At 69.0% G+C, this 12,130-nt stretch carries 10 protein-coding genes; 1 reads left to right on the top strand and 9 read right to left on the bottom strand.

The features are described from left to right. Position 1 precedes the first annotated feature (1 nt). Positions 2-655, bottom strand: coding sequence for an NIPSNAP family protein (locus ACWGIC_RS32740; protein WP_452079766.1), 654 nt, complete (start codon positions 653-655; stop codon positions 2-4). A gap of 384 nt (positions 656-1,039) precedes the next feature. Here ACWGIC_RS32740 and ACWGIC_RS32745 point away from each other — a divergent pair, with 384 nt between their 5' ends. Continuing rightward, entirely contained in the window at positions 1,040-2,011 is a 972-nt protein-coding gene (locus ACWGIC_RS32745) for a chitinase (RefSeq protein ID WP_452079767.1), read from the top strand. Between the two features lie 197 nt (positions 2,012-2,208). On the opposite strand, the gene ACWGIC_RS32750 is transcribed toward ACWGIC_RS32745, so the two are convergent. From ACWGIC_RS32750 to ACWGIC_RS32785, 8 genes are all read right to left on the bottom strand, one after another. Further along, positions 2,209-2,478 carry a hypothetical protein gene (locus ACWGIC_RS32750; protein WP_452079768.1) on the bottom strand — a complete coding sequence of 90 codons (270 nt, stop codon included), beginning with the start codon at positions 2,476-2,478 and terminating at the stop codon, positions 2,209-2,211. Between the two features lie 102 nt (positions 2,479-2,580). Next, a complete protein-coding gene (locus ACWGIC_RS32755) occupies positions 2,581-3,186 on the bottom strand; it encodes a TetR/AcrR family transcriptional regulator (protein ID WP_452079769.1) in 606 nt (201 codons plus the stop codon). A gap of 133 nt (positions 3,187-3,319) precedes the next feature. Continuing rightward, positions 3,320-4,486 carry an acyl-CoA dehydrogenase family protein gene (locus tag ACWGIC_RS32760; protein ID WP_452079770.1) on the bottom strand — a complete coding sequence of 389 codons (1,167 nt, stop codon included), beginning with the start codon at positions 4,484-4,486 and terminating at the stop codon, positions 3,320-3,322. Continuing rightward, positions 4,483-6,435, bottom strand: a complete 1,953-nt coding sequence (locus tag ACWGIC_RS32765; protein WP_452079771.1) for an acetyl/propionyl/methylcrotonyl-CoA carboxylase subunit alpha — start codon at positions 6,433-6,435, stop codon at positions 4,483-4,485. The genes ACWGIC_RS32760 and ACWGIC_RS32765 overlap by 4 nt, the downstream gene beginning before the upstream one ends. Positions 6,436-6,440: 5 nt before the next feature. After that, complete coding sequence (locus ACWGIC_RS32770) at positions 6,441-8,042, bottom strand: acyl-CoA carboxylase subunit beta (protein WP_452079772.1); 1,602 nt, start codon at positions 8,040-8,042, stop codon at positions 6,441-6,443. Further along, the gene (locus tag ACWGIC_RS32775) at positions 8,039-9,232 is read right to left on the bottom strand and encodes an acyl-CoA dehydrogenase family protein (RefSeq protein ID WP_452079773.1); all 1,194 of its coding nucleotides are present in this window, start codon (positions 9,230-9,232) and stop codon (positions 8,039-8,041) included. Before ACWGIC_RS32775 ends, ACWGIC_RS32770 begins: the two co-directional genes overlap by 4 nt. Continuing rightward, the gene (locus tag ACWGIC_RS32780; RefSeq protein ID WP_452079774.1) at positions 9,187-10,881 is read right to left on the bottom strand and encodes an acyclic terpene utilization AtuA family protein; all 1,695 of its coding nucleotides are present in this window, start codon (positions 10,879-10,881) and stop codon (positions 9,187-9,189) included. The genes ACWGIC_RS32775 and ACWGIC_RS32780 overlap by 46 nt, the downstream gene beginning before the upstream one ends. After that, on the bottom strand, positions 10,878-11,669 hold the full coding sequence (locus tag ACWGIC_RS32785) for a TIGR03084 family metal-binding protein (protein ID WP_452079775.1): 792 nt from the start codon (positions 11,667-11,669) through the stop codon (positions 10,878-10,880). The genes ACWGIC_RS32780 and ACWGIC_RS32785 overlap by 4 nt, the downstream gene beginning before the upstream one ends. Positions 11,670-12,130: the final 461 nt, after the last annotated feature.

A 12,130-nucleotide genomic window follows, 5' to 3' on the forward strand; every position in this document is an offset into this window, starting at 1 on the left:
CTCAAGCCAGCGGCGAAAATTCCGTCGGCAACGCGATGATCGAGTCCGCGCCCAAGATCTCCTCCGGCGCGCCCGGCGGCGGCCACATCCCCTTCGCGTACAGATCGCGCCGGATCGCGAGTCGTTCGTCCAGGCTCGCGAACGGCCAGATCTGGACGATCCGGTCCGGGCCGTCGAGCGCGTACATCACCACCGTCAGCGGGTCGACCAGATGCCGCGCGGGCAACGCTTCGCGCCAGCCGTCGATCGTCGCGGGCAGCCCGCCCGGCCGGAGGCGGTAGTCGCGGATTTCGTACACCGAACCGTATTTTCCCGGCCGAACCGGCGGGACGAACGGAAAAGGCGCGAAACTCTGCAGCGACAAATCGGTCAGATAGTCGCCGCCGAACGGTTTGCGGCTGTGCCGGGCCCGCAGCCGCTCCTCGTCCAGGGCTTGCTGGTCCTCGAACCCGCGCAGCACGACCAGCCTGCCGAGCGGGCCGTTCTCCGTCTGCCAGCAGCCGAGCAATTCGCCGTGCCCCTCGACCCACGGCAGCACCCCCTCGGCCGCTTTCGGCCCGTCGAGCAGCTGAAACGACAGGATCGCCAGCTCGTAACGGACAGCCTGCTGCTCCGGGGCGACGTCGGCCCCGCTGATCCGGACCGGTTCGGTCATGACGCTCCCGTTCGCTCGAAGGATCTCCCTCCGAGGGCGCCGACGACCAGGGAGAGGCTCGCTACCCCAGCGTGACACAGCGTCGCGGGGGCGCTTGCTGGGCGGCTTCGCCCGCGCGCCAAGTGCCCCGTCGTCCCCGCGCAGCTGCCCGATCTCTCCCCGTCCCGATCACCGGAACCCCCGAACCTCGCGGCGACCTCGGCACCGTCGGTGAGGTTTTTTCCCACCCCCGCCCATGTCTTGACACTTCTCAATGGTCTAGTCCATTGTGACTGCGCACACACTCCCCACGAGTGCCTGCGGGGCGCCGCCGCCACGTCCGGCTTCGCCAGGTGCTCCGATGCCGCGTGCCTCCCGGCGCGCGTTTCCCCCGTTGGAGGACCCATGAAATCCTTGCGCCGCACCACTTCCCGCCGAAAGCTCGCCGGACGGATCGGCGTGCTGGCGCTCGTCGCGGGCGCTGCTTTGTCCACGACGACCGGCACCGCCTCGGCCGCCGGGGATCCCGTCGTCGCCGCGCCGTATCTGTACCAGTGGGGCGGCCAGAGCGATCCGTCCGCCGCGATGGACGCGACCGGCGTCAGCGCGTTCACCCTCGCCTTCATGCTTTCCGGCGGCGGCTGCGCCCCGGCCTGGGACGGCAACCGCCCGCTCGACGGCGCCGACGCCGCGATGATCCAGAAGATCCGCGCGGCGGGCGGCGACGTGATCCCGTCGTTCGGCGGCTGGCAGGGCAACAAACTGGGCCCGAACTGCGGGTCGCCGGAGGAACTGGCCGGCGCCTACCAGCAGGTGATCGACGCCTACGACCTCAAGGCGATCGACCTCGACATCGAGAACACCGACGAGTTCGAGAACGCGGCCGTGCAGGACCGGATCCTCTCCGCGGTCAAAATCACCAAGGAGAAGAACCCGAACCTGCGCGTCGTGATCACCATGGGCACCACGCCGCAGGGCCCGAACGACTGGGGCAAGCGGCTGATCGCGCAGGCCAAGGCGCTGGGCGCGGACGTCGACGTCTGGTCGCTGATGCCGTTCGACTTCTCCGACGGCGGCGACATGGTCGCGATGACGAAATCCGCGGTGGACGGCCTGGTCGGGGAACTGAAGTCGACGTTCGGCTGGGACGAGGCCACCGCCTACCGCCGCGCCGGGCTGTCGTCGATGAACGGCAAGACCGACCGGGCCGGGGAGGTCGTGTCCGTCGCGGACTTCACCGCGATCCGCGACTGGGCCGCCGAGCATCATCTGGGCCGCGTCACGTTCTGGGCGACGAACCGCGACTGCAACGGCTGCAGCGGGATCGACCAGGAGAACTACGCGTTCACAAAGGTCGTCGCCGGGTACAACGGCTGACCCGGGCCGGGCCTGGCAGCGGTCCGGCCGCCTCGCGCGTCAGCCGGGCCAGGCTCCGATGGACTGAACCATCGTCTCCGCCCGAATCGCGGTCGTCCGGCCTGGCGGAGCGCGGCGACGGGGACCTTCCCGCCCGGGAGGTCCCCGTTCTGCCGTCCGTCACACACTGTGCGCGGACGCGGCCAAACGAGTGAAGATCAGGCAGCGGCGGTGACCGACAGCGCGGCCGCGCCAGCCTCGGTCAGCTCGGCCGGAACCCGGCCCGCGGCGGCCACGCCGGTTCCCGGGCGGACGTAGCCGCCCCTGGCGAGCGCGTGCGCGGTCATCTGGTCGCAGCAAGCGAAACCGTCGACGAACAGGTCAGGCTCGCAGCTCGTGGACATCTCCGCGCGCTGCTGCGCGACTGCCTTGAGCATCGCCATCGCGCGATGGGTCAGCTCGACGGTCACCCCTTCTGAACCGGACACCGGGATCGCCTTCTTCCTCGTGAGCTACTTACTCAACGTTATCGCCCGTTGGGCTGAATGTGTTAACAGCCACACTGTAGCAATTCGGGAATGTGACGAGGCCTAGACCTGTTCGGTTCCCGCCAGGCGAGACTCGAGCGTCCGAGCCCACTCGCGCACGATCTGCTCGCGGCGGCGGGTGTCGTCGGTGAGCAGGTTGGCGAGGCCGAGGCCGCGCCCGAGGTCGAGAGTGGCCTGGACCAGTTCGCGCACGCCCGGCCGGGCTTCGTCGACGCCGAGCAGTTCGACCGCGACCCGGTGCGCCTCCCGGCCGACGCGCGCCTCCAGCGGCACGAGCACGTCGCGCAACTGGTCGTCCGTCGACGCGACGGCCCACAGTTGCAGGGCCGCGCGGAACATCGGCCCGGTGTAGAGGGTCAGCAGCATCTCGACGACCCACTCGATCCGCGACGCCCCGCCCGGCGACCCGGCCGCTCGCGTGCGCAGTTCGTCGAGCTGGGCTTCGCCGAGCAGTTCGACAGCCGCGGCGACCAGCGATTCCCTGGTCGGGAAGTGGTGCTGCGCGGCGCCACGGGAAACCCCGGCCCGCTCCGCGATGACCGCGACGGTGACCCCGTGCCACCCGCGCCCCCCGATGCAGTCCATCGCGGCCTCGATCAACCGCCGCCGCGTGGTGCGGCTGCGTTCTTGCTGCGGTTCGCGGAGCATCAGGCGTCACCTAGCCCAGCCGGTCCGCTTCCGCGAAAGTCCGTGAGGGGAACCCTGAGGGAATCTGACTCCCTCAGGGTTCCCCTCACGGACATCGGCCCAGGCCGGACGCACCTCATGACTCCACCATTGCTCAGTACGACTTCGGCAGCCCAAGGCTGTGCTGCCCCACGAAATTCAGCACCATTTCCCGGCTCACCGGCGCGATCCGGCCCAGCCGCACGGCCGTCACCAGGCTCCCGAGACCGTACTCGGTCGCCAGGCCGTTCCCGCCGTGCGTCTGCACCGCCTGGTCGACCGCGCGGATCGCGACCTCCGCCGCCGCGTATTTCGCCATGTTCGCGGACTCACCGGAGGCGAAATCGTCACCGGCGTCATACAGCGACGCTGCCTTCTGCGTCATCAGCTTCGCCAGCTCAAGCTCGATTTTCACCTGCGCGAGCGGATGCGCGAGCCCCTGGTGCGACCCGATCGGCGCGCCCCACACCTGCCGCTCGTTCGCGTAGCCGACCGCCTTGTCCAGCGCGTACCTCGCGGTGCCCAGCGAGAACGACGCGCCCATGATCCGTTCCGGGTTGAGACCGGCGAACAGCTGCGCGATCGCCGCGTCCTCCTCGCCCACCAGCGCTTCGGCGGGCAGCCGCACGTCGTCCAGGAACAGCGAGAACTGGTTTTCCGGCGCGACGATGTCCATGTCGATCTTCGTGAACTCGAACCCGGGCGCGTCCGTCGGCACGACGAACAGCGCGGGCTTCAAGCGGCCGGTCTTCGCGTCCTCGGTGCGCCCGACGACGAGCACCGCGTCGGCCTCGTCGACACCCGAGATGTACACCTTGCGGCCGGACAGCACCCAGTCGCCGCCGTCCCGGCGGGCGGTCGTCGTGATCTTGTGCGAGTTGGATCCGGCGTCCGGTTCGGTGATCGCGAAGACGATTTTCTTGCTGCCGTCGGCGATTCCCGGCAGCCACTGCTTTTTCTGGTCCGGCGTGCCGAAACGCGACAGCACCGTCCCGACGATCGCCGGCGACACCACCATCAGCAGCAGCGGCGAGCCCGCGGCCGCGAATTCCTCCAGCACCGCGGCGAGATCCGCGATCCCGGCTCCCCCGCCGCCGTACTCCTCCGGCAGGTTCACGCCCAGGTAGCCGAGCCGTCCGGCTTCGTCCCACAGCTCGTCGGTCTTTTCGCCCGCGCGGGCCTTCTTCGAGTAATAGCCGTACCCGTACTTGCCCGCCAGGTCGGCCGCGGCCTTCCGCAGCGCCACCCGCTCTTCGGGCTCGACGAAGTTCATCGCGTTCATTCCGCTTCTCCCACCACAGCCAGCACCGCGCCTACCTCGACCTGTTGCCCGACCTCGACCGGCAGTTCGGCGACCACGCCGTCCGCCGGGGCCGAGATCCGGTGTTCCATCTTCATCGCTTCCAGCCACAGCAACGGATCGCCCGCCTGGACACTGTCCCCCGCGGACACTGCGAGCCGCACGACCGTGCCCGGCATCGGTGCGAGCAGCGACCCCGCGGCCAGTGCCGCGTCGGGGTCCGCGAACCGCGGCTCGACGGTCAGCGGCACCGAACCCAGCGGAGAATCCACATAGGACACCGAGCCGTGCCGGGCGACCGCGAAGGTGCGGCGCACGCCCGCGATGTCCAGGACCACCTTGTTCGGTTCAGCGGAGACCAGAGCCACGTCGTCATAGCCCTCTGCCCGCAACCCGTCGCGGGTCAGCGAGTAGACGACCTCGTACCGGTTGTCTCCCCTGGCAAACACCTTCCGCTGACCGGCGGAGCGGACGTTGCGCCAGCCGCTGGGCAGCCGTCCCAGCGTCGTGGTGGACGCCCGGTTCCCGGCCGCGTCGGCCAGTGCGGCAGCCAGAGCCGACCAGCGTTCGGTGTCCACAGTAGCCAGTGAAGCGGCCAAATTGTCCAGTCCGTGCCGGTCGAAGAAGGCGGTATCCGTTTCCCCGGCGAGGAAAGCTTCGTGCCGCAGAATCCGGACCAGCAGGTCGCGGTTGGTCACGACGCCATGGATCTTCGCGCCGGCCAAGGCACCCGCGAGCCGACGCGCGGCTTCCGCCCGCGTGGACGCCCACGTGATGACCTTCGCCAGCATCGGGTCGTAATGGACGCCGATCACTGAGCCGGACTCCACACCGGAGTCGAGCCGCAGTCCGGCACCGTGGGTGAATTCGCGGTCCACTCCGGACACTTCGAAGGTGTGGAGCGTCCCGCTCTGCGGCTGCCATCCAGCCGACGGGTCTTCCGCGTACAAGCGGACTTCGATCGAATGTCCGTTGGCGACAGGCGGTTCGGCGGGCAGCTTCGCGCCTTCGGCCACCGAAAGCTGCAACGCCACCAGATCCAGGCCGGTGACGTTCTCCGTCACCGGGTGCTCGACCTGCAGCCGCGTGTTCATCTCCAGGAAGTAGAACCGGCCGTCCGGACCGGCCAGGAATTCGACGGTTCCGGCGCCGACGTAGTCGATCGCCTGCGCGGCCTTGCGCGCGGCGTCGAACAGTTCGGCCCGCATGGCATCGTCCACAAAGGGCGACGGCGCTTCTTCGACCACCTTCTGGTGCCGGCGCTGAATGGAGCACTCCCGCTCCCCCACCGCCCACACCGTGCCGTGCGAGTCGGCGAGCACCTGGACCTCGATGTGCCGTCCGGTTTCGAGGTACCGCTCGCAGAACACCGTCGGGTCGCCGAAGGCCGATCCCGCTTCGGCACGCGCACTCTCCACGGCTTCAGACAGCTCGTCCAGCGAGCGGACCACGCGCATGCCGCGACCGCCGCCGCCAGCGGAAGCCTTGACCAGCAACGGAAGGTCGGCCTCGGTCACCGACGACGGGTCCAGTTCGGACAGCACCGGAACCCCGGCGGCGGCCATCAGCCGTTTCGACTCCACTTTGGAGCCCATGGTCTCGATCGCCGCCGGAGGCGGGCCGATCCAGGTCAGCCCGGCGTCGAGCACCGCGCGGGCGAAACCGGCGTTTTCGGAAAGGAAGCCGTACCCGGGATGGATCGCGTCGGCCCCGGCGTCCGCCGCGGCTTTGACGATCAGCTCGCCGCGCAGGTACGTCTCGCCCGGCGCGTTGCCCGGCAGCCGGACCGCGACGTCGGCTTCCCGCGCGTGCGGCGCGTCGGCGTCCGCGTCGGAGAACACCGCGACCGTGCCGATCCCGGCGTCCCGGCAGCTGCGGAACACCCGGCGGGCGATTTCGCCCCGGTTGGCGACCAGCAGATTCTGGATCATGGCCCTCACATCCGGAAGACGCCGAAGCCGCCTTCGACGCCCTTCACTGGTCCGTTGTGGATCGCCGACAGGCTCATCCCGAGCACCGTGCGGGTGTCGCGCGGGTCGATGATGCCGTCGTCGTAAAGCATGCCGGAGAGGAACATCGGCATCGATTCCGCCTCGATCTGGTTCTCCACCATGGCGCGCATCGCGGCGTCGTTTTCCTCGCTGTACTCCTGGCCCCGGCTCGCCGCCGCCGCGCGGGCCACAATGGACAGCACGCCGGCCAGCTGCGCCGGTCCCATCACCGCGGACTTCGCGCTCGGCCAGGCGAACAGGAACCGCGGATCGTAGGCGCGGCCGCACATCCCGTAGTGCCCGGCCCCGTAGGACGCTCCCATGAGGACGGACAGATGCGGCACCTTCGAGTTCGACACCGCGTTGATCATCAGCGCGCCGTGCTTGATGATGCCGCTCTGCTCGTATTCCTTGCCGACCATGTAGCCGGTCGTGTTGTGCAGGAACACCAGGGGCGTGTCGATCTGGTTGGCCAGCTGGATGAACTGCGCGGCCTTCTGCGATTCCTCGCCGAACAGCACGCCTTGGGCGTTGGCCAGTATCCCGACCGGATAACCGTGGATGCTCGCCCATCCGGTGACCAGGCTCGGCCCGTACAGCGGTTTGAACTCGTCGAAGTCCGAGCCGTCCACGACGCGCGCGATCACCTCGCGCGGGTCGAACGGGACCTTCAGGTCCGTCGGCACGATGCCCAGCAGGTCTTCGGCGTCGAACAGCGGCTCGGTGTAGTCCGGTTTGGGCGCCGGGCCCTGTTTGGTCCAGTTGAGCCGCTTGATGATGTTGCGGCCGAGCCGGATCGCGTCCTCCTCGTCCACCGCGAGGTAGTCCGCGAGCCCGGAGGTGCGCGCGTGCATTTCCGCGCCGCCGAGGGATTCGTCGTCGGATTCCTCGCCGGTCGCCATCTTGACCAGCGGCGGCCCGCCGAGGAACACCTTCGCGCGTTCCTTCACCATCACGACGTAGTCGGACATGCCGGGCAGATAAGCACCGCCCGCGGTCGAGTTGCCGAACACCAGCGCGACCGTCGGCACCTTCGCCGCCGAAGACCTCGTCAGATCACGGAAGACCCGGCCGCCAGGGATGAAGATTTCTTTCTGCGTCGGCAAATCCGCACCGCCGGACTCGACCAGGTTGATCACCGGAAGCCGGTTCTGCGCCGCGATGTCCGCCGCCCGGAAGGACTTCTTCGTAGTCCACGGATTGCTCGCGCCGCCCTTGACCGTCGGATCGCTGGCCGAGATCAGGCATTCGACGCCCTCGACGACGCCGATCCCGGTGATCACGCTCGCGCCGACCTTGTAGTCCGAGCCCCACGCGGCCAGCGGCGACAGCTCCAGGAACGGCGAATCCTCGTCCAGCAGCAGTTCGATCCGCTCGCGCGCCAGCAGTTTCCCGCGCTTGCGATGGCGTTCGACGTACTTTTCGCCGCCGCCGGCCACGGCTTTGGCCTGTTCGGCGTCGATCTCCGCGAGCTTTTCCAGCATCGCCTCGCGGTTCGCGGCGAACTCGTCGGCCCGGGTGTCCACTGTGGACCTGATAGTGGTCATGCGGTGTATCCCAATCGCTTCGCGGCCAGTCCGGTCAGGATTTCGGTGGTGCCGCCGCCGATGCCGAGGATGCGGACGTCGCGGTAGTGCCGCTCCACTTCAGCCTCGCGCATGTAGCCGAGCCCGCCGTGCAGCTGCACGGCCTCGTTCACGACCCATTCAGCGGTCTGCACCGCGGTGTTCTTCGCGAAGCACGCCTCGGCGATCACTTCTTCGCCGGACACGTGCCGGATCGCGACCTGCCGGGCGTACGTGCGGGCGACGTCGATCTTGCAGGCCATCTCGGTGAGCTTGTGCTGCACCAGCTGCCGCGAGATCAGCGGACGCCCGAACGTCTCGCGCATCCGGCACCAGTCCAGCGTCAGATCCAGTGCCCGCTGCGCGTGCGCATACGCTTGCACCGCGAGCGAAAGCCGCTCGGTGACGAACTGCGTCGCCACCTGAGCGAACCCGCTGTTCTCCGCGCCGACCAAGTTCTCCGCCGGAACGCGAACGTCCACATAAGACAGCTCTGCGGTGTCGGAAGCCGCCCAACCCATTTTCTCCAGCTTGCGCGACACCGTGAACCCCGGCGTCCCACGCTCGACCACGATGAGCGAAAGGCCATGCGCGCCAGCTTCGCCGGTTCGGACCACTGTGGTCACGAAGTCCGCGCGGCACCCGGAGGTGATGAACGTCTTGGCCCCGTTGACCACATACTCGTCGCCCTCGCGCACCGCGGTGGTGCGGATCCCGGCGACGTCGGAGCCGCCGTCCGGTTCGGTGACCGCCAGCGAGCCGATCTTCTCGCCTTCGAGAGTCGGCCGCACCCAGCGTTCGATCTGCACCGGGTCGCCGGCCTCGACGATGTGCGGCACCGCGATCCCGCAGGTGAACAGCGACGCGAACAGCCCGCCGGACCCGCCCGCGTAGTGCATTTCCTCGGCGACCACGAGCGCGTCGAGGTAATTGCCGTCGCCGCCGCCCGCGGCTTCGGGGAACGCGACCCCGAGCAGGCCCAGCTGCCCCGCCTTGCGATGCAGCTCGCGCGGCAGTTCCCCGGCCCGCTCCCAGTCGTCCAGGTGCGGCAGCACGTCCTTCTCCACGAACCGGCGCACCGTCGCGCGCAGTTCGGTGCGTTCCGGCGTGCGGAACGGATCCACGGTCACAGCAGCGCCTCCGGGACGTCGAGTTCGCGCGCCCGCAGCCATTCGCCGAGCGCCTTCGCCTGGGGATCGAATCTGGCCTGCGAAGCGACGCCGTCGCCGAGGATGCCCTCGACCACGAAATTCATCGCCCACAGGTTCGGCAGCAGATGCCGGGTGACCGGCAGCCCTTCGGTTTCCGGCAGCAGCCGCCGGAATTCCCCGACAGTCAGCCGGTGCACGAGCCAGCGCCAGGCTTCCTCGGACCGCACCCACACACCGAGGTTCGCGTTACCGCCCTTGTCGCCGCTGCGCGCGCCTGCGACAAGACCGAGCGGCACCCGCCGCACCTTGTCCGCCTGCAACGGTTCCGGCAACGCCGGTTCATCCACTTCGGACAGTTCAATCGTCTCGACCGCAGGTTCGATGTCCACCTTGGACCCGTCCGGCAACACCGCCACGTGCGGAACCGCGGCAGCGTCCACAAAGGCCGCCGAGTAGACCCCGAACGGAGCCGCGTCCGAAGGCGGTGCGGTCACGTGGAACCCCGGATAGCTCGCCAGCGCAAGCTCAATCGCCGCCCCGCTGAACGCACGTCCGGCGATCTTCGGATCGTTGTCCTTCACCGCGACGTGCAGTAGTGCGCTGGCGCGTTCCTCGGTGTCGGCGTCCGCGTGGTCCGTGCGGGCGAGCGTCCACCGGACGTCCGCGGGAGGACGCTTCGCCAGCGCGCCTTCCAGCTGTTCCCGCACCAGCGCGGCTTTCTCCTCGATGTCCAGTCCAGTAAGGACGAACGTCGTCTCGTTCCGGAAGCCGCCGAGCCGGTTGAGGCACACCTTCAACGTCGGCGGCGGCGCTTCCCCGCGGACCCCGCTGATCCGCACCCGGTCCGGCCCGTCGTCAGCCAGCGAGATCGCGTCAAACCGTGCCGTCACATCAGGATTCGCATACCGCGCACCGGTGATCTCGTACAACAGCTGCGCCGTGACGGTTCCGGTGTTCACCACCCCATCGGTGCCCGGATGTTTCGTGATCACGCTGGAACCGTCCGCGTGGATCTCCGCGATCGGGAATCCCGGCACGCCGATCGGCTGCTCGCGGAAGAACGAGTAGTTGCCGCCAGTCGCCTGCGCGCCGCATTCGATGACGTGCCCCGCCGCGACCGCTCCGGCGAGCGCGTCGTAATCGTCGCGAGCCCAGCCGAAGTGCGCCGCCGCCGGTCCGACGATCACCGACGCGTCCGTGACCCGACCGGTCACGACCACGTCCGCACCGGCTTTGAGGCATTCCGCGATTCCCCACGCGCCGAGATAAGCGTTGGCAGTCAACGGTTCCTCGAAGCCGAACTCGTCCGCGCGCGCGATCAGGTCGTCGCCCTCGACGTGCGCGACCTTCACCTCGACACCGAGCTTCGCGGCCAGTTCGCGCACCGCATCCGCGAGCCCGGCCGGGTTGAGGCCGCCCGCGTTCGCGACGATCCGGACGCCCTTGTCCTTAGCCAGTCCGAGATTTTCCTCCATCTGCCGGAGGAACGTCTTGGCGTAGCCGCGGGCCGGGTCCTTCATCCGGTCGCGGCCGAGGATGAGCATGGTCAGCTCGGCGAGATAGTCGCCGGTCAGGACGTCGAGCGGGCCGCCGGTCAGCATTTCCCGCACGGCGGAGAACCGGTCGCCGTAAAAGCCGGACGCGTTCCCGACGCGCAACGGCGCGCTCACGCGAACTGCCCCGGCTCGCGCCCCGCCCCAGGCGGCCCGGCGAACGCCTGCGCGATGCCCAGCCATTCCTCGACGTCCGCGCCTGTCGCGACGAGATCAGTGTCCGCCGGATGCCGTCGTTGCGTCGCGACCAGACAGAAATCGAATGCGCTTCCGGTCAGCCGCTGCTCCGCGTCTTCCGGCCCGAACGCCCACGTACTGCCGTCCGGCGCGGTCAACTCGACGCGGAATTCCTCGGCCGGCGGCGCGAGAGAATGGAGTTTGTAGGCGAAATCGCGCGTGCGCGTGCCGAACCGGGCGATGTGCCACAGCCGTTCGGTGAGCTCGCGCGTGACGCCGAGCGCGTCGGCGATGTCCTGGCCGTGCGCCCAGGTCTCCATCATCCGCGCGGTCGCCATCGACGCCGCGCTCATCGGCGGGCCGTACCACGGAAGTTTCTGCCCGTCCGGCACCGCCGCGAGCGCCTCGGCGAGCGCGGCCCGCCCCGCGCGCCACTGCGCCAGCAGTTCGTCCGGGGGAAGCTGCGCGCCTTCTTCGGCACCCGCGTCGACGTAGGTTTCCCCGACGCTCAACAGGTTTTCGACCTCGGACTGCCAATCCTCCGGCCGGCTCGCGGAGATCAGCGACTTCCCGTCGGTCCACGCCAGATGCGCGATCTGATGCGCGATGCTCCACCCGGGCGCGGGCGTCGGGGTCGCCCACCCGTCCGCGGGCAACCCGGCGACCAGGTCGTCGACCGCCTGCGATTCGGCCGCGAGATCCCGGAGGATCCCCGCGAGATCAGCCATTCCTGCGCCTCCCTGCGTCCGCCGCACCACCTCGTGCGGACCCAGCGTGGCCCCTGGCGACAGAAAAATCAAGCGCGCCTGATTGTTTTACTCGCGACCCCCGTCCGTGAAGGACTCCTTGAGGGAATCTGATTCCCTCAGGGTTCCCCTCACAGCCCCCAACCCGGTCGCGAGGGGCCCCTTCCCGGACTTGGATTCCCTCAAGGAGCCCTTCACAGCCCGCCCGCAAGCACCCGCCGGATCCTGCCCCAATGCGGCATTGGGTGCGTCAGACGCACCGAACGCCACATTGGGTGCGCGGGATGCACCCAATGCCACATTGGGGCGCTAGCCCACCCACCGAACCGCAGCCGACGCACCCACCCCATCCAGGCAGCCAGCCCCCGCCCTGCACCCCGATACGAAGCCTTCCCTGCGGTTCGGGGGTGCTTGTCAAGGCATCTTTCCCGCCTTGACAAGCA

It is taken from the genome of Amycolatopsis sp. NPDC054798 (assembly GCF_053611505.1).